The 22781-nt window shown below is 47.8% G+C and carries 30 protein-coding genes; all 30 read left to right on the plus strand.

Annotated elements, in window-relative coordinates:
• The first annotated feature begins 77 nt into the window (after nt 1-77).
• On the plus strand, nt 78-338 hold the full coding sequence (locus NXG62_RS00410) for a hypothetical protein (RefSeq protein WP_427113095.1): 261 nt from the start codon (nt 78-80) through the stop codon (nt 336-338).
• A 14-nt stretch (nt 339-352) separates the two neighbouring features.
• Nucleotides 353-577, plus strand: a complete 225-nt coding sequence (locus NXG62_RS00415; RefSeq protein ID WP_427113096.1) for a hypothetical protein — start codon at nt 353-355, stop codon at nt 575-577.
• Entirely contained in the window at nt 564-983 is a 420-nt protein-coding gene (locus tag NXG62_RS00420; RefSeq protein WP_427113097.1) for a DUF4406 domain-containing protein, read from the plus strand. Before NXG62_RS00415 ends, NXG62_RS00420 begins: the two co-directional genes overlap by 14 nt.
• The gene (locus tag NXG62_RS00425) at nt 980-3214 is read left to right on the plus strand and encodes a DUF3987 domain-containing protein (protein WP_427113098.1); all 2235 of its coding nucleotides are present in this window, start codon (nt 980-982) and stop codon (nt 3212-3214) included. Before NXG62_RS00420 ends, NXG62_RS00425 begins: the two co-directional genes overlap by 4 nt.
• A gap of 214 nt (nt 3215-3428) precedes the next feature.
• Entirely contained in the window at nt 3429-3710 is a 282-nt protein-coding gene (locus tag NXG62_RS00430) for a VRR-NUC domain-containing protein (RefSeq protein ID WP_427113099.1), read from the plus strand.
• On the plus strand, nt 3691-5046 hold the full coding sequence (locus NXG62_RS00435; protein WP_427113100.1) for an SNF2-related protein: 1356 nt from the start codon (nt 3691-3693) through the stop codon (nt 5044-5046). The genes NXG62_RS00430 and NXG62_RS00435 overlap by 20 nt, the downstream gene beginning before the upstream one ends.
• Nucleotides 5043-5501 (plus strand): hypothetical protein, encoded by a 459-nt coding sequence (locus NXG62_RS00440; protein ID WP_427113101.1) that lies wholly within the window; start codon nt 5043-5045, stop codon nt 5499-5501. Before NXG62_RS00435 ends, NXG62_RS00440 begins: the two co-directional genes overlap by 4 nt.
• 102 nt (nt 5502-5603) lie before the next feature.
• The gene (locus NXG62_RS00445) at nt 5604-5726 is read left to right on the plus strand and encodes a hypothetical protein (protein WP_427113102.1); all 123 of its coding nucleotides are present in this window, start codon (nt 5604-5606) and stop codon (nt 5724-5726) included.
• A gap of 94 nt (nt 5727-5820) precedes the next feature.
• Entirely contained in the window at nt 5821-6003 is a 183-nt protein-coding gene (locus NXG62_RS00450; protein WP_427114294.1) for an HNH endonuclease, read from the plus strand.
• A gap of 129 nt (nt 6004-6132) precedes the next feature.
• Nucleotides 6133-6699 (plus strand): P27 family phage terminase small subunit, encoded by a 567-nt coding sequence (locus NXG62_RS00455; RefSeq protein WP_427113103.1) that lies wholly within the window; start codon nt 6133-6135, stop codon nt 6697-6699.
• Nucleotides 6700-6701: 2 nt separating this feature from the next.
• Nucleotides 6702-7931 (plus strand): site-specific DNA-methyltransferase, encoded by a 1230-nt coding sequence (locus tag NXG62_RS00460; RefSeq protein WP_427113104.1) that lies wholly within the window; start codon nt 6702-6704, stop codon nt 7929-7931.
• A complete protein-coding gene (locus NXG62_RS00465) occupies nt 7928-8479 on the plus strand; it encodes an N-acetylmuramoyl-L-alanine amidase family protein (RefSeq protein WP_427113105.1) in 552 nt (183 codons plus the stop codon). Before NXG62_RS00460 ends, NXG62_RS00465 begins: the two co-directional genes overlap by 4 nt.
• Before the next feature lies 1 nt (nt 8480).
• The gene (locus NXG62_RS00470) at nt 8481-8756 is read left to right on the plus strand and encodes a hypothetical protein (protein ID WP_427113106.1); all 276 of its coding nucleotides are present in this window, start codon (nt 8481-8483) and stop codon (nt 8754-8756) included.
• Nucleotides 8757-8844: 88 nt separating this feature from the next.
• Entirely contained in the window at nt 8845-9528 is a 684-nt protein-coding gene (locus NXG62_RS00475) for a hypothetical protein (RefSeq protein WP_427113107.1), read from the plus strand.
• Nucleotides 9529-9620: 92 nt separating this feature from the next.
• Entirely contained in the window at nt 9621-11222 is a 1602-nt protein-coding gene (locus NXG62_RS00480; RefSeq protein WP_427113108.1) for a terminase large subunit, read from the plus strand.
• Nucleotides 11219-12472, plus strand: coding sequence for a phage portal protein (locus NXG62_RS00485; RefSeq protein ID WP_427113109.1), 1254 nt, complete (start codon nt 11219-11221; stop codon nt 12470-12472). The genes NXG62_RS00480 and NXG62_RS00485 overlap by 4 nt, the downstream gene beginning before the upstream one ends.
• Entirely contained in the window at nt 12469-13179 is a 711-nt protein-coding gene (locus tag NXG62_RS00490; RefSeq protein ID WP_427113110.1) for a head maturation protease, ClpP-related, read from the plus strand. The genes NXG62_RS00485 and NXG62_RS00490 overlap by 4 nt, the downstream gene beginning before the upstream one ends.
• Before the next feature lie 14 nt (nt 13180-13193).
• Nucleotides 13194-14390, plus strand: coding sequence for a phage major capsid protein (locus tag NXG62_RS00495; RefSeq protein ID WP_427113111.1), 1197 nt, complete (start codon nt 13194-13196; stop codon nt 14388-14390).
• 18 nt (nt 14391-14408) lie between these two features.
• Nucleotides 14409-14684 (plus strand): head-tail connector protein, encoded by a 276-nt coding sequence (locus NXG62_RS00500; protein WP_427113112.1) that lies wholly within the window; start codon nt 14409-14411, stop codon nt 14682-14684.
• Nucleotides 14684-15001, plus strand: coding sequence for a phage head closure protein (locus NXG62_RS00505; RefSeq protein WP_427113113.1), 318 nt, complete (start codon nt 14684-14686; stop codon nt 14999-15001). Before NXG62_RS00500 ends, NXG62_RS00505 begins: the two co-directional genes overlap by 1 nt.
• Before the next feature lie 6 nt (nt 15002-15007).
• A complete protein-coding gene (locus NXG62_RS00510) occupies nt 15008-15394 on the plus strand; it encodes a phage holin family protein (RefSeq protein WP_427113114.1) in 387 nt (128 codons plus the stop codon).
• A gap of 136 nt (nt 15395-15530) precedes the next feature.
• Nucleotides 15531-15926 (plus strand): hypothetical protein, encoded by a 396-nt coding sequence (locus NXG62_RS00515; protein ID WP_427113115.1) that lies wholly within the window; start codon nt 15531-15533, stop codon nt 15924-15926.
• On the plus strand, nt 15919-16080 hold the full coding sequence (locus tag NXG62_RS00520) for an SHOCT domain-containing protein (RefSeq protein ID WP_427113116.1): 162 nt from the start codon (nt 15919-15921) through the stop codon (nt 16078-16080). The genes NXG62_RS00515 and NXG62_RS00520 overlap by 8 nt, the downstream gene beginning before the upstream one ends.
• 49 nt (nt 16081-16129) lie before the next feature.
• Nucleotides 16130-17779, plus strand: a complete 1650-nt coding sequence (locus NXG62_RS00525) for a recombinase family protein (RefSeq protein WP_427113117.1) — start codon at nt 16130-16132, stop codon at nt 17777-17779.
• Between the two features lie 26 nt (nt 17780-17805).
• Nucleotides 17806-19377: a recombinase family protein gene (locus tag NXG62_RS00530; protein WP_427113118.1), complete on the plus strand. Its 1572-nt coding sequence runs from the start codon at nt 17806-17808 to the stop codon at nt 19375-19377.
• A gap of 165 nt (nt 19378-19542) precedes the next feature.
• Nucleotides 19543-19866, plus strand: a complete 324-nt coding sequence (locus NXG62_RS00535) for a DMT family transporter (protein ID WP_427113119.1) — start codon at nt 19543-19545, stop codon at nt 19864-19866.
• A gap of 33 nt (nt 19867-19899) precedes the next feature.
• Nucleotides 19900-20343, plus strand: coding sequence for a MarR family winged helix-turn-helix transcriptional regulator (locus NXG62_RS00540; protein ID WP_427113120.1), 444 nt, complete (start codon nt 19900-19902; stop codon nt 20341-20343).
• Nucleotides 20344-20681: 338 nt separating this feature from the next.
• Entirely contained in the window at nt 20682-21095 is a 414-nt protein-coding gene (locus tag NXG62_RS00545) for a hypothetical protein (protein WP_427113121.1), read from the plus strand.
• 256 nt (nt 21096-21351) lie between these two features.
• Nucleotides 21352-21906: a TIR domain-containing protein gene (locus NXG62_RS00550; protein WP_427113122.1), complete on the plus strand. Its 555-nt coding sequence runs from the start codon at nt 21352-21354 to the stop codon at nt 21904-21906.
• Complete coding sequence (locus NXG62_RS00555) at nt 21903-22733, plus strand: macro domain-containing protein (protein WP_427113123.1); 831 nt, start codon at nt 21903-21905, stop codon at nt 22731-22733. The genes NXG62_RS00550 and NXG62_RS00555 overlap by 4 nt, the downstream gene beginning before the upstream one ends.
• Nucleotides 22734-22781 lie beyond the last annotated feature (48 nt).

Here is a 22781-nt window from a genome sequence, read left to right on the forward strand (position 1 = left end):
ATGGTTCTTAAAAAATAGGGTTTTGTCCTTTTACTAGCAGAGGGCAAAGCCCTACTTTTAGGAAAGGCGGTATTTTTATGAAGGAGTGTATTGCAACAGCGACAGGTGGCAGGAACCAAAGATTGAAGGACGAGGTTCCTGATTTTCGTGATTTCATTTCACGCATTTGTCCACAATATGACGAACTGGGTGAGTTTCATGAATCATTGGCTGATGCCGGACTTGTTACGTCGAAAGATGAGGATGGGAAAGTGTGGATTGAATCTGTGGAATATGGCTTATTTAGGCCGGAATTTCTGATTGCTTTCATGCGAATGCAAAAGCATTTAACCAATTAGGAGGAGCGATACGTATGTTTTATGTAAAGGAACAACTGAATGATACGGTAGGGATTTCCATTGAAATCAATGATGAGAATGTATTCTGCCGCTGCCCGCATTGCGGCTCAGAAGTACAGGTTGACCTGGCGGAGGTATTTGCCGATGGCAAGGTTGATCTTTTCGGTACATCGGTGTTGTGTGACAGCTGCGGCAAAAAGCTGGCGGGAGGTAAACAGTGTGGGTGTGAGCAGACGTAACAGTGAAGGATATCCAGATCCGACTACCTACGGAGCCTTATCCCATATCGAGCAGGAAGTGAAGGAGGCAAGAGCATACCGGCCCATGATCTATGTATGCTCCCCGTTTTCAGGGGACGTGTCCGGGAACATTGCCAATGCAAGACGGTACAGTCGCTTTGCTGTGGAGCAGGGGTATATCCCTATCGCTCCACATTTGCTGTTTCCGCAGTTCCTTGATGATACCGACATAACGGAACGTGAACTGGGACTGCACTTTGGCAATGTACTGATGAGCCATTGCAGTGAGGTGTGGGTGTTTGGAGACATCATATCGGCGGGAATGGATGCGGAAATCAGGAGAGCCAAAAGAAAGAATTACAAACTGCGTTACTTTGGCAGTGATTTAAAGGAGACGGTCCGATGAAGTTCACTTTATATACGGCAAATTGTACGGGCAATGCCAGAAACAGCATCTACCCGAATCAGGCTGACATTGCAAATGAAGAAGACTTTAAGGCTGCCATCTGCCGCGATCATGTCAGTGCGGAATATAAAAATTTCCATCGCTCCAATGCTGATTATATTGCCGGGAACGTGGATGTCATGGACTGTGACAACGATCACTCGGATCATCCCAAAGACTGGATATATCCTGACATGTATCCAAACATTTTCCCGGATGTTTCTTTTGTCGTTGTTCCCAGCCGCCATGACGGAAAGGTAAAAGGAAAAAAGTCAGCCAGACCGCGGCATCATGTCTATTTTCCTCATCAACCCACTGTAAGTGCGGAAGATTGTTCGAACTTAAAAAAACGTATATATGCGGCGGCACCCTTCTTTGATAAGGGGGCGACAGATGCGGCACGGTTTATGTATGGCTGTCAGCCGGTGGATGTGATATGGCATGAAGGAAGTAAGACTATAGATGAATTTTTAGACGAGAAATCTTTATGCGATTTTGATAAGGAAACTATTACAGAAGGTTCCCGTAATAAAAGCATGAGTTGGTTTGCGGGAAAAGTTGTCAAGCGGTATGGCTGCACAGAGGAAGCACGTCGTATTTTCATCGAGAAATCAAAAAGGTGTACGCCGCCGTTAGCGCGGGAAGAACTGGATAGCATATGGGACAGTGCCTTGAAATTTGGCAGGGATTTGGCAAAGCAGGATGGGTATATTGCACCGGAGGAGTACAACAAAGAACCGGAGTGGGAGATGCCCATTCCTTTTGATGAGTACCATCTGCCGCCTTTCCCGTTGGATGCCCTGCCAAAGGCGGTCGGTGATTATGTGGCGGCACTCTCGGAAAGCACACAGACACCGGTTGATATGGCGGCTACCGCAGCCATTGCAATCCTGTCCGTATGCATGCAGGGGAAATTCAAAATCAGGGCAAAGCCGGACTGGATAGAACCTGTCAATATTTTTGTGCTGAATGTCATGAATCCGTCCGAGCGTAAATCTGCGGTCGAAAATGCCATGATACGGCCATTGAATGTATATGAGTCAGAGCGGAATGTGCAGAATGCAGCGGCAATCGAAGCCAGCAAAATGCAGAAACGGATACTGGAACGCAGGCAGAAAGTGCTGGAGGATCAGGCATCCAAGGGAAAAGCGGATGCACAAGCAGTCCGAAGAATGGCAGAGGAGATTGCCGGATATAAGGAAATGAAGCCGATGAAGCTGTATGTGGATGATATTACCACAGAAAAGCTGACGTCTGTATTGGCGGATAATAACGGACGGGCGGCAATTCTATCCACGGAAGGTGGGATATTTGATACTCTCGCGGGAGCGTATTCCAAAACCGTCAATATTGACGTTATGCTGAAAGGCTACTCCGGGGACAGCATCCGGGTGGACCGTATCGGCAGGAACAGTGAAAGCATCATGAACCCGGCACTGACGGTGCTGCTTATGGTACAACCAAGCGTCCTTTCCGGCCTGATGCAGAACGGCGTCTTCCGGGGGCGGGGACTGACAGCACGGTTTTTATACTGTATCCCGGCATCCTTTGTAGGGAAACGAAAATACCGTTCAGCATCTGTTCCTGATGAGGTGTACCGGGAATATGAGCAGTGCATCCGGAATCTGCTGGAGGATGAATGTGAAAGAGGGGAAGAAATCATCACCTTATCGCAGGAGGCAGATGCGCTGATAGAAGCCTTTGCCGAAAGGCTGGAGCCTGAGTTAAACAGAACCTACGCAGACATTGTGGACTGGGCAGGAAAGCTGGTAGGCAACATTCAGCGTATCGCAGCCCTGTTGTGCCGGGCATCCACATACAGGAACCATGACTTTTTAGTTGTTCCGGATCCACTTGTGGTGGACGGGGAAACCATGAGAAACAGCATCCGGATCGGAGAATATTTTATAGAACACGCAAGGGCGGCTTTTATGCTGATGGGTGCTGACCCGGTTATCAGCCAAAGCAAGAAGGTGATGGATGTGGTAACGAAAAATGGGATGACGGAATTTACACGCAGGGACCTTATGAGGCTCTGCCGCAATTTCAAGAAAGCAGAGGATGTGCAGCCGGTCTTAACACAACTGGTGGATTACGGCTATATTGCACCGAAGGAACATAAAAACTATTCGGGAAAAGGAAGGCCTCCTGCACAGACATATCTCGTCAATCCACATATGTATGAGCAGTGACTTTTGTCCTTTTTGTCCTTTCTGTCCCTATACCATATGTAAATATATGGGTATATATGTCCTTATAGTAACAGATACATATAGATACATATTTTTACTTATATTTATATTTATATTTTCATTCGTACACGCTATAGGACAGTGTGACAAAAAGGACAAAAATAGGAAGACTTTCAATGATGACATGGGAGAAAGGTGGGAAGGAGTATGTGAAATGCGGGAAAAAGTAATCGAGCAGAAACTTGCGACAGCCGTAAAAAAGGCAGGCGGTATGGCACTGAAGTTTGTTAGTTCCGGCTTTGATGGAATGCCGGACCGGTTAGTATTATTGCCGGGCGGCAGGATAGCCTTTGTAGAAGTAAAAGCACCGGGAAAGAAGTCACGTCCTCTTCAGCTGGCAAGGCATCGTATGCTGCGGGAGTTGGGATTTCGTGTTTATGTTATTGACAGCGCAGATCAGATTGGAGGGATGCTGGATGCAATACAAGCCTCATGAGTACCAACAATATGCCATTTCTTATATCGAAAGCCATCCCACGGCGGCAGTCCTGTTGGATATGGGTCTTGGCAAAACAAGCATCGCGCTGACGGCGATCCAAAATCTTTTGTTTGATAGCTTTGACGTTCATCGCGTTTTAGTGATATGCCCGTTGCGTGTGGAAGCCGTATGGGCAAATGAAATGCAGCATTGGGATCATCTGCATCGATTGCAATATACCGTGGCAGTGGGTACAGAAGCAGAACGACTGTCGGCACTGAAAGCACAGGCGGATATTTATGTCATCAACCGTGAGAATGTGCAGTGGCTGATTGAGAAAAGCGGGATCCCCTTTGATTTTGACATGGTGGTTGTGGATGAACTTTCATCATTCAAGAATTACCAGTCCAAGCGGTTCAAAGCACTGATGAAAGCAAGACCGAAGGTAAAAAGAATGGTGGGTCTGACAGGGACCCCTTCTTCAAACGGTTTGATGGATTTATTTGCCGAGTTCAAGTTGCTGGATATGGGGAAGCGGCTTGGCAGATTCATCGGACAGTACCGCAGCACTTACTTTACACCGGACAAGCGGAATGGGCAGGTCGTTTTCAGCTACAGACCACTGCCGGGAGCCGAGGACCAAATATACCGGAAAATATCGGACATTTCTATTTCCATGAAATCCACGGACCACCTGCTTATGCCGGAACTCATCAGCAGCCAGTATGAAGTGCAATTATCTGATGCGGAACGTAAACGGTATGAAGAACTGAAGAAGGATCTGGTACTGCAGCTGCCGGACGGTGATGTCACAGCCGCCAATGCGGCATCCCTCACGATGAAGCTTTCCCAGATGGCAAACGGTGCGATCTATTCTGATGACGGGACGGTGCTTCCTATTCATGACCGGAAGCTGGATGCATTGGAAGATATCATCGAAAGCGCCAACGGCAAGCCGGTTCTGGTGGCCTATTGGTTTAAGCACGATTTAGTACGGATCCGGCAGCGGTTTACCGTGAGGGCAATCAATACCTCGCAGGATATAGCGGACTGGAACGCCGGTGCGATTCCCATTGCAGTTATTCATCCGGCATCCGCCGGTCATGGACTGAACCTGCAGCAGGGCGGCTCCACGCTTGTCTGGTTCGGATTGACATGGAGTCTGGAGTTGTACCAGCAGACGAATGCCAGACTCTGGCGACAGGGACAGACATCTAGAACCGTGGTCATTCAGCATATCATCACGAAAGGGACCATCGACGGACGCATCCTGAAGGCCCTGAAAGAAAAAAACAAGACCCAGGCTGCACTGATTGATGCAGTCCGGGCCAGCTTGCGAGGAGGCAGCCTATGAGTGTTATCTGGAAGTACCTGAACAAACGAAGCGGTGCCATTGATGCCATCAGGGATTACGACAGCATGACGTTCATCATCGACAACACCAGCGAGGATATCAAGCAGGCATATGCTGCCATGACCAGCCTGCATCCGTCCGGCTCCGATGGGATGCCGCACTCCTGCAATCCGCATGTCGCAGAAGATCATATCATCTCCGGCATGGCAGACATCGACATCCTGAAGGAACGTTATCGGCAGGCTGTGGAATACATGACGTGGTTCCGTCCTGCATGGGAGAAGCTAAGTAGCGATGAGCAGTATGTACTGGAAACCTTCTATGCTGACGAGGATGCACAGACGAGCGCCGTCTATGCCATAGCTGATCATTTCCACATCGAGCGATCATCCGCCTATAAGAGGAAGAATCGTGCATTGGCTAAGTTTGCCATTCTTTTGTTTGGAAAGACATGATGTCCAAAATCGCGGACGCATTTATTCATTTGACGTGTTATACTAATAGCATGAAAGTATGAGAGAAGCCTTCGAGGGAGCAATCCTTTGGAGGCTTTTGCTATGTCTGGAGATGAGTGCTTTGCCTTGGAAACCAAAGAAACCGTGCGCCTACCCCGGCTGCAAAGAGCTGACCGTGAATCGGTACTGCGAGCAGCATCAAAAATTAATGGACAAACGTTATGACACGTACGAGCGCAACCCTGTTGTCAAGAAACGATACGGCAGAGCGTGGAAACGCATCCGGGACCGGTACATCGGAAGGCATCCCCTGTGTGAGATGTGTCTGAAGAACCACAAGACCATACCGGCAACGGAGGTACACCATATCCGTCCCCTATCCCGCGGCGGCACCCATGACGAGGATAACCTTATGGCATTATGCAAGCCGTGCCACTCGAAGATAACCGCCAAGATGGACGACCGCTGGCATCATGCCAAAAAGGAATACCACTACGAATGACTACACTCCGCCGGGAGGGGCGGTCCAAATCTCTGGCGCGCCGAAATGCTAGACCGGTGCTGGGGTCACACGCACAAAAACTGCGGTTCAAACAGGGGATTTACCGCATGAGAAAGGAGTTGAACAGCCATGGCCAAGGACGGAACCAATCGCGGCGGCAGACGGATCCGCGCCGGGGACAAGCCGGAGGCGCTGGCCGACAAGATTGCCAAGGGAAAGGCAGCCACCATTATCGATCTGCCGACACCCAACTTAGAAGGGGCGGATTTAAATGATGCCGCAGATCTCACCGGCGAGGACATGCCGAATCCCAGCGATTATTTATCTGCCCGGCAACGGGACGGCAAGCCGCTCGGTGCCGACGACCTGTTTCGCCAGACCTGGAAATGGCTGAAGGACCGCGGCTGCGAACGGCTCGTCAATCCCCGGCTGCTGGAAGCCTATGCCCAGGCATTCGCCCGGTATATCCAGTGCGAGGAAGCCATCAGCACGTATGGATTGCTCGGCAAGCACCCCACAACCGGCGGTGCGATTACCAGTCCGTTTGTGCAGATGAGCCAGTCGTTCCAGAAACAGGCAAACCTGCTCTGGTATGAGATTTTCGATATCGTCAAGCAAAATTGTACGACGACCTTCGTAGGGACTCCGCAGGATACAATGATGGAGCACCTGTTGCAGGCGCGGAAAGGAAAATAACCATGGAATTAATCAAAAAGAATATACAAGACCTCATCCCGGCAGCCTATAATCCGAGAAAGGATTTGCAGCCGGGCGACCCGGAGTACGAAAAGCTGAAACGCTCGCTGGACGAGTTCGGTTACGTCGAGCCGGTCATTTGGAACAAGCGTACCGGCAACGTGGTCGGCGGCCACCAGCGCCTAAAGGTGCTCCAGCAGGAAGGCATCTCGGAAATCGACTGCGTTGTAATCGACATGGACACCGAAAAGGAGAAAGCCTTAAACATCGCGCTCAATAAAATCAGCGGCGACTGGGATACGGATAAATTAGCACTGCTCATTACCGACCTGCAGGGCAGCGATTTTGATGTATCGCTTACCGGGTTTGATCCGGCAGAACTGGACGACCTTTTCAAGGACGATATGAAGGATGGTGTGCATGATGATGATTTTGATGTGGATGCCGAGCTTAAGAAACCGGTATTCTCCAAGGCCGGTGATGTGTGGCAGTTGGGAACGCATCGCCTGCTCTGCGGCGATAGCACCCAGCCGGAAACATACCAGCGATTACTGCAGGGAACACCGGTCAATCTGGTGCTTACTGATCCGCCATATAATGTCAACTACGAAGGCCGGGCCGGAAAAATCAAGAACGACCATCTGCAGAACGACAAGTTCTATGAGTTCCTGCTCGCCGCTTTCACCTGCATGCATACGGTCATGGCAGAGGATGCCAGCATCTATGTATTCCACGCCGACACCGAAGGACTTAACTTCAGGAAAGCCTTCTCGGATGCCGGTTTTTATTTATCCGGCTGCTGCATCTGGAAAAAGCAGTCGCTGGTGCTGGGACGCTCTCCCTACCAATGGCAGCATGAGCCGGTGCTGTACGGCTGGAAGAAGAAAGGAAAGCATGAATGGTACACCGGACGGAAGGAATCCACTATCTGGGAGTTTGATAAGCCGAAAAAGAATACGGACCATCCTACCATGAAGCCAATCCCGCTTTTAGCCTACCCCATCCTGAATTCCAGCATGACCGGCTGCACTGTGCTCGATCCGTTCGGCGGCAGCGGTTCGACGCTGCTGGCCTGTGAGCAAACGAAGCGACGCTGCTACATGGTGGAGCTGGATGAAAAGTTCTGTGATGTCATTGTGAAACGGTATATCGAACAGGTCGGCTCGAGCGAACAGGTAACCGTGACACGGAATGGAAAAACGTATACCTATACTGAAGTGGATGCAACATGATGCGTGTATTTATCAACCCCGGGCATGACCGGGAACGGGACAGCGGTGCAGTAAACCCAAACACCGGACTGCGGGAATGTGATGTGGCGGCAACTATTGGGGAATTAGTGAAGGGATATTTGGAGTCGGCAGGCTGCGAGGTGCAGCTCTTGCAAAGCGATAACCTGGCTGGTGAAACACCGGATCTGCCCTGCGTGGTGGATACGGCAAATACCTGGCCTGCCGATGTATTTGTCAGCCTGCACTGCAATGCCGACAGCGGCTGCGCCCGTGGTACGGAGACGCTTATCTATGCCAACGACAGCGGTTCGTCTCCGCAGCTTGCCTCCTGCATCCAGTCGCAGATTGTACAGAGCCTTGGCACGGTGGACTGCGGCCTAAAGGAACGGCCCAACCTCATCGTGCTGAAGGACACCACGATGACCGCTGTCTTAGTAGAAACAGCTTTTATTGATAACGACGATGATGCCGTGCTGCTCACGAATAACACGGATGATTTCGCCCGGGCGATTGCCCGCGGCATAACAGATTTTGAAGGGAGATGCTAATATGGATATCGAAATGATTAAAAATGAACTCAAGGAACATATTCTGGACTCGGTCCAGGAGGATGCCAAGAACGCCACCATTTCCTGGCTGAATACAACGGTGCTTCCGGCAGCCAAAGAAGTAGCGGATGCCTACACAGCCGCGTTGCAGGAATCTGCTGGCAAGGAAACCGGTTGGAGCAAGTTCCGCGATCAATGCTTCCTGCCGACGCTGATTGATGGCGGCTTGTGGCTGACTGGAAAACTGCTCGGTAAAATGGCGGCAGTACAAGAATAATCTGTACAAATTATGGTACAAACCCCTTGCTATAATTGCCGGTTAGAGTGATATATGTACATGACAAAAACGAAAGGGGTTTACTACTATGAAAATTTTGTACCATGCACAAGGAAAAACACGTAAGGAACTGGCCAATGCCGTCAGCACTATTACCAGAGAAAAGGCGGTCTACCAATTCATGCCAACCTGCGCCTATGCTATCGGCGCTTTCACCGTCGACAAGGACGGAAACCTACTCTACGAAGCAGATACTGATAGCAAGATTGTCCAAACGGTGCTGGCCGGTTTGGAAAAAGCAGGATTTACCGCCGAGGAATCAAATAATCTTACCAAAGAACCTGACGACTTGGTTATTGCTATGCCGCGTTCTTTTTTCACTGATACGGCACTGGAAAATCTGAAGAAGCTGATCCAGGCCAAGAGCAACATTATGTTAAAAGTTTTCCAAATCGATCTGCTGCGGATGCAGGTAACAGAGGATAAAGTGTTATTCCCCTGGTTTACCGGCTGCCCGGATACCGATACGGTCAAAGCCTACACTCATTTCATTACGGCCCTCTGCCATCTGGCAAAGAAACAGAAACGGGTATTGGCAACGGAGCACCCATCCATCAACGAGAAATACGACTTCCGCTGCTTTCTGCTCCGGCTTGGTTTTATCGGTACGGAATACAAGGAAGAACGGAAGTTGCTCCTGCAGCACCTTTCCGGTTCCTCGGCCTTTAAAAACGGCAGAAAGGAACAACACCATGATGAAATATCCGAATAAATTCATGAGAAAATAATATATACCATTACACCCTATACCAAGACTGCCCACTTCGGCGGTCTTTTTTGTTGCTGCCAAGGAGGTGACGCTGTTTGCGAACGCTGAAACGCTATCGATCCACGAAATTCAAGGCTAAGGATTCCAAATACAACAAGACCATGGCGGATTATGCCGTTTCCTTTATCGAATGTCTCTGCCACACCAAGGGCACCTGGGCAGGGAAGCCGTTTGAGTTGATCGACTGGCAGGAACAGATTATCCGTGATGTGTTTGGCATCTTAAAGCCGAACGGCTATCGGCAGTTCAATACCGCCTACATCGAGATTCCTAAAAAGCAGGGCAAGTCAGAACTGGCGGCAGCGGTAGCACTCCTTTTGTGCTGCGGCGACGGGGAACAACGTGCCGAAGTGTATGGCTGTGCCGCCGACCGTCAGCAGGCATCCATTGTCTTTGAAGTAGCGGCAGATATGGTGCGGATGTGTCCGGCCTTATCAAAGCGGGTAAAACTCCTGGCTTCGCAGAAGCGGATCATCTACCTTCCCACGCACAGCTTTTATCAGGTGTTATCCGCCGATGCCTATAGCAAGCATGGCTTTAACGTAAGCGGCGTAATCTTCGATGAGCTGCACACGCAGCCGAACCGGAAGCTGTTTGATGTCATGACCAAAGGCTCCGGCGATGCCCGGACGCAGCCGTTGTATTTCCTGATTACGACAGCCGGAACGGACACCCACTCCATCTGCTATGAAACCCACCAGAAAGCACTGGATATTATCGCAGGCCGGAAGATAGATGCCACCTTCTATCCGGTGATATACGGTGCCAAGGACACCGATGACTGGACGGATGTGAAGGTCTGGAAGAAAGCCAATCCATCGCTTGGGATTACGGTCGGCATGGATAAGGTCAAGGCAGCCTGTGAGTCTGCCAGACAGAATCCTGCCGAGGAGAATGCCTTCCGGCAGCTTCGCCTGAACCAATGGGTCAAGCAGGCGATCCGCTGGATGCCGATGGAAAAATGGGATGCCTGCGCGTTTCCTGTACAGCCGGATGAATTAAAAGGACGCGTCTGCTACGGCGGACTGGACTTATCCTCCACCACGGATATTACAGCCTTCGTACTGGTGTTTCCGCCGCAGGATGAAGCAGACAACTATGTCGTGCTGCCCTACTTCTGGATACCGGAAGAAAACGTGTCGCTGCGTGTCCGGCGAGATCATGTTCCTTATGACGTATGGCAGAAGCAGGGATTCCTGCACACGACGGAAGGAAACGTCGTCCATTACGGCTACATCGAAAAGTTCATCGAAACCATGGGCGAACAGTACAACATCCGCGAGATCGCCTTTGACCGCTGGGGCGCGGTGCAGATGGTGCAAAACCTCGAGGGTATGGGATTTACCGTCGTCCCGTTCGGGCAGGGGTTCAAAGATATGAGTCCTCCCACCAAGGAACTGATGAAGCTGACGCTGGAAAAGAAGATCGCCCACGGCGGCCATCCGGTACTGCGCTGGATGATGGACAATATCTTCATCAAATCCGATCCGGCTGGCAATATCAAGCCGGACAAGGAGAAATCCACCGAAAAGATCGACGGTGTCGTAGCTACGGTTATGGCACTCGATCGTGCCATCCGCTGCGGCAATGACAACAGTGAAAGCGTATATGACCAAAGGGGGTTATTGATTTTATGAGTATATTCCAACGTATATGGGGCAAAAAATCACGTGACAAGCCGAAAAACTACCTGTCTACGGCGTTTACGTTCCTGTTCGGCCCGACCTCCTCCGGAAATGTGGTGACGGAACGGACCGCTATGCAGACAACGGCAGTTTATGCCTGTGTCCGGGTGCTGTCCGAGGCCATTGCCGGACTGCCGCTCAATATGTACCGCTATACACCGGATGGCGGCAAGGAAAAAGCCATCAATCATCCTCTATATAGGTTGCTCCATGATGCACCCAATCCGGAGATGACGAGCTTCATATTTCGGGAAACCCTCATGAGCCATCTTCTCTTATGGGGCAATGCCTATGCACAGATCATCCGGAACGGCACCGGGCAGACGATTGCACTGTACCCGCTGCTGCCCAACAAGATGGATGTCAGCCGGGCCGCGAACGGTCAGCTTATCTACACCTACTCCAAGGACTCGGATGAATTCGGTGCAAATAACCGTTGTCAGCAGATTGTCCTGTCGCAGGACGAGGTGCTGCATGTTCCGGGACTTGGGTTTGACGGACTTATCGGTTACAGTCCGATCGCCATGGCCAAGAATGCCATCGGCATGTCGCTGGCAGCCGAGCAGTACGGCGCGTTATTCTTTGCCAACGGCGCTACACCGGGCGGCATCTTAGAGCATCCGGGCATCGTGAAGGATCCGGTCAAGCTGCGGGAAAGCTGGCATGCCCAATTTTCCGGTACAAACCGGCATAATGTGGCCGTGTTGGAGGAAGGCATGACCTTCCAACAGTTATCCATCCCGCCGGATCAGGCGCAGTTCCTTGAAACGCGGAAATTTCAGATCGACGAAATCGCCCGTATCTTCCGGGTGCCGCCGCATATGGTCGGGGATCTGGAGAAATCCACCTTCTCCAATATCGAACAGCAGTCGCTGGAATTTGTCAAATACACCTTGAATCCCTGGTGCGTCCGCTGGGAACAGGCCATGAATCAGCAGTTGGTGCTGCCGTCGGAGCGCTCGCAGGTCTTTACGAAGTTTAATGTGGACGGCCTGCTGCGCGGTGATTACCAGAGCCGCATGAACGGCTATGCCATCGGCAGGCAGAACGGCTGGCTCTCCGCCAACGACATCCGGGAGCTTGAGGATATGAACCGCATCCCTTCCGAGCAGGGCGGCGATACGTATCTAGTCAACGGCAATATGCTGCCGCTGGACCAGGCAGGAAAATTTTATACCGAAAGCGAGAGAAAAACACCATGAAGAAATTCTGGAACTGGAATACTGATGACGATACAGGGCGCATCCTTACTATTGACGGTACCATTGCCGAGGAAAGCTGGTTTGACGACGACATAACGCCGAAGCTGTTTAAAAACGAGCTGGCATCCGGGCAGGGCAATGTCACCTTGTGGCTGAACTCGCCCGGCGGCGACTGCGTAGCGGCCAGCCAGATCTATGCCATGCTGATGGATTATGCCGGACAGGTCCATGTCAATATCGACGGGATTGCGGCTTCGGCTGCCTCCGTGATTGCCATGGCAGGTACGAGCGTCAATATGGCACCGACTGCACTGATGATGATCCATAATCCGTTCACGATCGCTATGGGCGATACTGATGAAATGGAACGGGCCATCGCTATGCTGTCCGAGGTTAAGGAATCCATTATCAATGCCTATGAGTTAAAGACCGGCCTTTCCCGCACCCAGCTATCCCATCTGATGGATGCCGAGACCTGGATGAATGCAGGAAAAGCAATCGAGCTTGGTTTTGCTGACAGCATTTTGACTGATAGCGATAGTAAACAGATGCATGATGCTGCCGGTATGAGAAGTTACTCTTTTTCCCGGCGGCAGGTCACCAATGCATTATTGAACAAGGCCATCGCCAAGAAATCAAGAATGAAAACAGAATCCCGTATATCCGTAGCGTCGCTGCAGCAGCGGCTGTCGCTCTTAACACATTAAATGGAGGTACCAATATGAGTAAACTATTAGAACTGCAGGAAAAACGCGCTATTATCTGGGAACAGGCCAAGGCCTTCCTGGATGAAAAGCAGGCAGCCGGTGACACGCTTTCCACCGAAGATGCTGCCACCTATGACAAGATGGAAGCCGATGTCATGGCACTGGGCAAGGAAATCGACAGGCTGAAAACGCAGGCTGCCATCGATCTTGAATTACGCAAGCCGACCTCGACCGCTATCGTTAACCAGCCTGCAAAACAGGATGCAACTAAGCATGGCAGGTTCAGCGACGCCTATGCGCCCGCCTTTTGGGACAGCATGCGCGGCAAGTCCCGTCCGGAAATCCGGAACACCTTAAAGGAAGGGGCTGATCCACAGGGCGGCTACCTCGTACCGGACGAATTTGAACGGACGCTGATTCAGATGCTGGCTGAGGAAAATGTGCTGCGCTCCCTGTCCCATGTGATCCAGACTGCCAGCGGCGACCATAAGATTCCGGTCGTTGCCAGCGAAGGAACCGCAGCATGGACGGATGAAGAAGCCGCCTACACGGAAAGCAACACCACCTTCGGCCAGGTGTCCATCGGGGCGCATAAACTGGGTACGCTCGTCAAGGTGTCCGAAGAACTGTTGAACGATTCCGCCTTCGACCTGGAAGGATATATGGCACAGGAGTTTGCCCGCAGGCTGGGCAATGCCGAGGAAGAAGCCTTTCTCACCGGCACCGGAACGGATCGTCCGTCCGGCATCCTTGTCGATGCCGCCGGTGCTTCGGATGGCTCGACTGCTGCATCCGCTACGGCCATTACCTTCGACGATTTGATCGAGTTGTACTATTCGCTCCGTGAACCGTACCGCAAATCAGCTACATTGTTGCTGCATGAAAACACCGTCAAGGCTATCCGGAAATTGAAGGATACGCAGGGCCAGTACATCTGGCAGCCTTCCGTCAGTGCCGATGTGCCGGATAAGATTCTGAACTGCCCGGTTGTCACCAGCCGGTATATGCCGCAGATGGCAGCCGACGCCAAGACGGTGCTGTTCGGTGACTTTTCCTACTACTGGATTGCCGACCGGCAGGGCCGCACCTTTAAGCGTTTGAATGAATTATACGCGGTTACCGGTCAGGTCGGTTTTCTCGGCTCCCAGCGTGTCGATGCCAAGATTGTATTGCCGGAGGCCATCAAGACGCTCAAACAGGCCAGCAAATAACGGAAGGAAGGTGGCAGCATGGCAGTAACACGGGACGAAGCTAAATTATATCTCCGTATTGATAATGATGTGGAGGATGCTTTGATCGACAATTTGATTCAGTCCTCCACGACGACGGTGGAAAATGTACTGCGCCATCCGTTAAGCGACTACTCTACATTGCCGGAGGACATCAAGACGGCCATTCTGTATGGTGTGGCTTATCTGTATGAAAATCGGGATACAGCGGACTTCGATGCCATGATCAAGCTCATGCGGGCCATGCTGTTCTCCTACCGGGATGAGGTGTTCTAATGGATATCGGGGAAATGAAGCAGCGGATTGAGTTTGTAGTGGAGGAGAACGTCTCTGATGGCCAGGGTGGTTACGACACTACCCTGGTCAGCAAGGGCAGTACCTGGGCCAAGGTGACCAATATCCACGGTGGGGAGTATTTCTTCGCTGCCGCCGTGCATCTGGAAAAGGATGTGTCGTTTGTCATCCGGTACCGATCGGACATCACGGAAACATGGTTCATCAAGTTCCGCGGTCAGAAGTACAACATCCAGTTTATCGATAATGTAAAATACGGGGACCAGTATCTTGAAATCAAGGCTACATTGGCGGGGTGATGATTAATGACATGGAATGAAATACGAATCGGGTGCGCGGCAGTCGGTGCCTGGTTGGGATGGTTCATCGGCGGCTTCGACAATCTGTTCTATGCCCTGCTGACGTTTGTCTGCCTGGACTATATTACCGGTGTGCTATGCGCCTGCAGGGAACGGCAGCTATCCAGTGAGATCGGCTTTATAGGCATCTGCCGGAAGGTGCTTCTTTTTGTACTCGTCGGTGTCGCTCATACGTTGGATGCGACGATGCTCGGCTCCGGCAGCGCATTACGGACCGCCACCATCTTGTTCTACCTGTCCAACGAGGGACTTTCCATTGTGGAAAATGCCGCACGGATGGGACTTCCCATACCAGACCGGCTGCAGGAAGCATTGAAGCAGCTGCGAAAATAAAAATATATACCTTGGATCTGCTGGAGTCTCATCACTCTGGCAGGTCCTTTTTTTATGTCTTGGGTTCTTAATTGATATCTATCTGTCCTTTTACTTATAGAGGCAATTACCTCGTAACGATTAGGAGGTGTCCAATATGACGGACGATGAGAAAAGGCAGATTATCGTTTTACGCCGAGACGGTCTGGGATACGGGAAAATAGCACAGCAAACAGGTGTTTCAATGAATACAGTCAAGTCATTCTGCCGACGGAGCAACTTGATAGTTTCTATTGGTGGAAAATCGGTGTGTGAATGCTGCGGCAAGCAGATAGAACAGGCCCCGGGACGAAAGCAGAAACGCTTTTGCTCGGATAGTTGCAGAAACAAGTGGTGGAACGGGCATCTTGACTTGGTGAAGCGAAAGGCAGTCTATACCTTTACCTGTCCGAACTGCGGCAAGGTATTTAAAGCTTACGGAAATAGTCAACGGAAATTTTGCTGCCATGCCTGTTATATTGCGTACCGTTTCGGCGGTGGTCGCCATGGATAAGAAAACCTTTCAAAATGAAGCGGTGTTCCTGATGACATTGCATCTGATGCAGTTGATGCGTGATGAAAAACTTATCACGGAGAGTGAATATCATATAGCAGAGCGCCAGATGATCGAAAAATATCAGCCTTTTTCCAGCTCGTTATACACTTGATAATTGTATCAAACAGAGTGATATATAGTGTTGGAAAGGAGTGAATTCTATGCGAAAGACAATCCTAAAAATCGAGCATCCGATATCACCGTTCAAAAAACGGAAGAAAGTAGCAGCCTATGCCCGTGTTTCCGTGGAATCGGAACGGATGCAGCATTCACTTTCGGCACAGGTCAGCTATTACAGCAGCTTTATCCAGAAAAATCCTGAATGGGAATATGCCGGTGTCTATGCGGACTATGGCATTTCCGGTACGGGAATGGCGAAGCGAGATGCATTCAACAAAATGATCGCTGTTGCAGAAGCAGGGAAAATCGATATTATCCTTACAAAAGCTATCCAGCGGTTTGCCAGAAATACGGTTGACCTTTTGAACACGGTACGACATTTAAAGGATATCGGCGTCGAAGTATGGTTTGAAAAGGAAAACATCCATACCCTGAGCGGCGAAGGTGAGCTGATGCTGACCATCCTTGCATCCTTTGCCCAGGAAGAAAGCCGGTCCATTAGCGAGAATATCAAATGGCGGGTGAAGAAACGGTTTCAACAGGGCATGCCGTCTGCGAAGTTCTTCATCTATGGCTATCGATGGGAAGGGGATAAACTCGTAATTGTTCCTGAGGAAGCAGCTGTTGTAAAGCGAATATACCAAAATTTTCTTGACGGGAAATCACGGGTTGAGACAAGACGAGAGCTTGCGGCGAAGGGCATCAAAACCAGGCATGGTAATAACTGGGGTGATCCCAGCATCAAGCAGGTACTTACCAATATTACCTATACCGGCAATCTTCTGCTCCAGAAAACATATATAGAAGATCCTATTACCAAAAAAGAACGGAAAAACCGTGGCGAGAGGACAAAGTATTTTGTTGAAAATTCTCATGAAGCTATTATTGATAAGAAAACGTTCGATTATGTACAGAAAGAAATGGCGCGCCGGTGTAAATTAGGGCCATTTGCTAACAAATCACTACATACGACGTGTTTTACAGGAAAAATAAAATGCGGCATTTGTGGGAAAAGTTACGTCAGTAGCAAGCGAAAATATAAAGGGCGGCATATCGGGTACTGGGGATGTACATCCCATAAATATAAAGGAAAAAACTGTGGTGCAAAAGGGGCTATCCCACAAATCGTGCTGGAACGGGAGTGCGCGGCTGTCCTTGGCCTGCAGAATTTTGATAAAAATGTATTTCTTGAAAAAGTTGATACCATCACTGTGCCGGAATATCATGTCTTGGTATTTAACATGAAAGATGGTCAGAAAATTATCAGGCACTGGGAATCGACTGCAAACAAGGATCGCTGGACGGAAAAACTCAAGGACAGACAGCGGGTTTGGACGAAGCAGTACCGGATGAGTGGTAAATCAGAACGATATTCTACTTTTACGGATCGCATTTTGTGTGTACGATGCCATGTCTGCTTTAAACGCTGTCTGGATAAACGGAAAAACGGAAGCATCGCTTATTGGCGATGCAAGCTCTCAGGGAAATCCTGCAAGGTTCCGGGTATACGGGAAGAACCATTGAAGCAGATTGCAGCAAAGGTGCTCGGCCTGTCAGTATTTGATGATGCTGCATTCCAAAAACAGATAGATCATATTGAAACTGGAAAAGCTGATGAACTGACTTTTTGTTTTACCGATGGCAGGAGAAAAAGCTGCCGCTGGCCACCGGTTAAAACGGAAAATTGCTGAACACATAAGGGGAAGTGGAAACGATAGTGGAAGCGCGAAGAGTACATACCATTCCGGCAGTCATCAGCCGCTACACGGCAGAACCTATCAATAGCCACCGGAGACGGAGAGTGGCGGGGTATGCCCGTGTATCGACAGACCATGAAGATCAGGTGACGAGCTATGAAGCACAGGTTGATTATTACACCTCGTATATCAAGGGCCGGAATGACTGGGAGTTTGTTGGCATATACACGGATGAAGGAATCTCGGCAACCAATACCCGGCACCGTGACGGATTCAATACGATGGTAAAGGATGCGCTGGATAATAAGATTGACCTTATTATCACAAAATCCGTCAGCCGGTTTGCCAGAAATACGGTGGATAGCCTGACAACTGTGCGAAAACTTAAGGATAAGGGGATTGAGGTTTATTTCGAGAAGGAAAATATCTGGACGCTTGATGCCAAGGGCGAACTGCTCATTACCATCATGTCCTCGCTTGCCCAGGAAGAAAGCCGGAGCATTTCCGAGAACACGACATGGGGACAGCGGAAACGTTTTGCCGACGGTAAGGTCAGCGTACCGTTCAAGCAGTTCCTTGGGTATGACAAAGGGCCGGATGGCAATCTGGTCGTAAACAGGGAACAGGCAAAGACCGTGAAACTGATTTACAGGCTGTATCTTAGCGGATATACCTTTCACTCCATTGCTAGTGATTTGACGGGGCAGGGTATTAAAACTCCGGCAGGATGTAACGTATGGAGTCCAAGCACTGTCAGAAGTATTCTTACGAATGAGAAGTATAAAGGCGATGCGCTTCTCCAAAAACGCTATACAGTAGATTTTCTGACCAAGAAAACAAAGGCAAATCAGGGCGAGGTGCCACAGTACTATGTGGAAAATGATCATGAAGCCATCATCAGTCCGCAGGTATTTGACTTAGTGCAGGAAGGAATAAAGAGACGTGGGCGTGGCGGCAAGCGGCACAGCGGGGTCAGTATTTTTTCGTCGAAGATAAAATGTGGTGACTGCGGCAGCTGGTATGGAGCCAAAGTTTGGCATTCCAACGATAAATACCGCAGGACTATCTACCGCTGCAATGATAAATTCAAGCATCATTGCAAAACGCCGCACCTTACCGAAGAAGATATCAAAGCTGTTTTTGTTAAAGCCGTGAATAAATTGATGGGGAATAAGAATGAAATCATTTCCAATATACAACTAATACGGGAACAACTGTGTGATACGGCAAATCTTGAAAGCGAGCAGGATCGGCTGAATCAGGACCTGATAACACTTACAGATATGACAGAAAATTGTATTGCTGAAAATGCACGGGTTTCCCAAGACCAGATGGAATATCAGGAACGCTACAACAGTCTCGTCAGCCGATATGACCGGACAAAGGAACAATACGAAACGGTTACTGCAAGAATAAAAGACAATCGGTCGCGAAATGAGCAATTGGGAATCTTCATTGATAATCTTAAGGGCCAGAACCTGATAGAAGAATTTGATAAACGGCTGTGGTGCAGCCTGGTCGATTACATTACGGTTTACAGTAAAAATGATATTCGAGTGATATTTAAGGATGGAACGGAAATACGCTTGTAAAAGATGCTGTAATGGCAAAATGGCTTTATAGATTTTCTTGAAAGTTACTTATCTTATGGTAATATTTTAACAGTAAAGTACTAATCTCTTGACAAAAAAACGATAGTAGTCTACACTAATATTAGTCCTATAACGGACTAATATTAGTGTAGAAAGGACATTATTATGGAATGGATTTTTTTGTTTTCTGCAGTTATTTTAGAAATTATAGCAACGACTCTGATGAAAATATCGGATGGTTTTACCAAATTATTACCCACTATAGGAACATTTTCAGGATACATTATGTGCTTTTATTTTTTCTCTTTGGCATTGAAAAAGATAGATATGGGTGTGGCATATGCTATATGGGGAGCAACCGGAATTACAGTAATAGCAATAATCGGAATTGTATTTTTTCATGAGGCAGTTACCGTACTTAAAGTAGTATCTATATTTTTCATAGTGGTAGGCGTTATAGGAGTAAATTTGAGCCGAATGGGGTATTGATGTATTAAGATGTAAAGTGAGGTCGAATAAAATATGGATAATAAAGAGAAAATTATTGAACAGATAGATAGCTACTATGATTCATGGTTTAAAATGAATAGTATATATCATGACTGGGCGAAAAGACATAGCATAGACGATACTATGTTATTCGTTTTATACGTAATAAAAAATTCAGTACCATACTGCACACAAAATCAAATATGCAATAAATTGTTTTTACCCAAACAAACAGTTTCTCAAATATTGTCCAAATTGGAGAAACAAGGATATATCGAAAAAGAAATAAAGGCTGAAGATCGTAGAAATAAGATTATTACATTTACTGAAAAGGGAAATTGTTTTGCAATACCTATTCTTGAAAAATTAAAATTAGCAGAAATTGAGGCGTTTAGTGGAATTTCATATACGCATCGTGTTAATATAATTGAGAACTTGGCAGTATTGACTCACGCATTAAGTAAAAAATTTAAATAAGTATTTCGTTATATTTATGCACATAAAGTACAATAGAAAATGGCATGTACCCTATTTTGCACACGGGGGCGTGCAAAATCCGGATTATTGTTGTATTATATTAATTACATGGTAGGGGTGGGAAAAGAAAACATAAAACGAAATTAAAATAAATTTTTGATATTAAAAATGAGAAATTTAAAATCGGAGTTCTATCATTCCATGGGAACATATCGACGAAAGCTGTTTTTTGATAGTTTAGACAGTGAATTGGATAATGGGTTCATGAGTGTGTGAGTTGGATATAATAGCTGAAAAATGTTTTGTGTTGTCAAAATATTATATAGGAGAGCGCTTATATGACAAAAAAAATTAAAATAACATTTCATCATATAGGAAAGCCTGTTTCGTTAGAAAGTATAAAAGATAATAAAGATACTAAATATAGTCCTTTATTCGATATGTATTCATTAGATATGCAAAATGACTTATCTATTCCAATTGAATTACATGCATTTGGAAAACATTCTCCATTAGATAGTCGAGTTCAGACAGAAACTCACGTTGCTTTTAAAGTCAGCGATATTATATCTGTATTACAAGATAAAGAAATTGTTATGCCTCTTTACCAACCATTTTTTGGTTACCGCTGTGCAATGGTAATAATCAATAATCAATTGATTGAATTAATTGAAACATCATTATCTGAAAGAGAAATTTGGGGAGATGGAGTATTTAAGGATAGTATTCTTTACCCGATAAAAAATAACTAAAATATGGGTACAATCTGTCGAAGATTGTTTACTATAGATATACTGGATACCAGACGGCGGAGTATATGAAAAATCAACTGGAAAAAGTTTTATCGGCGGGCAAACCTGCCATTTACGAAATGTACTGGTTGGGAAAATGCGGCCCCCTTTAATTGTCTTAAACAAACGCCGAGAACTGATGGCACAGGTATCAAGAAGGGGTTCGAGAGGTTGAAAAATAAACGCAGCACAGCTGTGGGTAAGGAGCGAACATGTTATGCCAAATCGAACAGGAACCTATGTTGCATTTGATGGATTAGGTCAAACCGACCCCACGAAATCAGACTTCAGATACTATGCAACTCTCCAAGCATGGAATGGAAACGACAATATTGAATTTAAATTAACTAACAGCCACGAAAAGACAGCTGCCGTGCGCGACACAAGCTTACGGGCAACACTCTATTCTCGCATTCAAGAAAGGTTTCGTGGTTCCAAGAATATGCTTGTCATTCTCACGACGGATACCCGCAAAACAGGCAGTGTCCTTTCCTATGAAATCGAGCAAGCTATCGATACATACGAGATCCCTCTTATTATCGCATACCCTGGATACTCGGCAATCTGTAATGTAGATGCGCTCAGTGGCATGTGGCCAAAGGCACTTTCGGACCGTATTAATAATAAAGATGTGGAAGCGATTCATATTGCTTTTGCTAAAAATCCCATCATAAATGCTATTTCTCGCTTTTATGTAAATGGCGAGCATCTGTCTAATGGAAAGAACTATTACAACCGCCAATCATATGTTGACTGGGGGCTTGTTGAATGAAAGTATCGCCCTTTGATAAGAGAGTGCTAAACAAATTCTACGCTTTTCTTAGCGCGATAAGCGTAATCACATCGATTGTATTTCTGTTTGTCGGCATAGATGATAAGAACAAGCTAGTCGCGGGTGTGGTGGCTTTTGGTGCGATCGTCCTCGTTTACATCGGAATCTTATATTACGTAAATGTACGACGGAGCATTCAGCTTAAGATAAATACTTCTGAAGTCGAGGTGTATTTTGGCGACATCTTTGAGGATACGGCAGAACTCAAAGCTATCTCTTTTAACGAGTATTTTGATACACAGGTAGACAATAAAGTCATTTCAAAGACCTCTTTGCACGGACAGTTTATCGAAAAGTTTTACAGTGGCCGGGTGGATATCCTAGACGGCATCATTGCTTCAGATGAACATTTGCCAGTGATGATCGCAGGCGAAAACTCTACGCGACCGGCGGGCAAAAAAACTAAGTACAAGCTTGGAGCCGTCTGCATGGCAGAAGAATATCTGCTGATTGCACTATCGCGCTTTGATGTGAACAACAAGGCTTTCCTTGAGATATCTGACTACATTAGCTGCCTGCTTACATTTTGGAATGAGGTAGACAGAGTATATGCTGGAAGAATTCTAGCACTACCAGTATTAGGCTCTGGGATTACCCGTTTTAGGGATTACGAAAACGTATCCGACCAAGAGTTGCTAGAGCTTATCATCTGGACATTCAAATTAAGCAGAATCAAATTTACATATCCGTCCAAGGTCAAGATTGTTGTCTGGGAGAAAAAGAGTGAAAAGATAAACCTGCAAAAACTGAAAGATCTTGAGACATGAGATACTTCTCATACTTGATGTGGCATCAAACATTATTAGAACAATCTA

Origin of the sequence: Megasphaera sueciensis, from assembly GCF_050219315.1 — a bacterium.
Taxonomy (GTDB): Bacteria; Bacillota; Negativicutes; order Veillonellales; family Megasphaeraceae; genus Megasphaera_A; species Megasphaera_A sueciensis.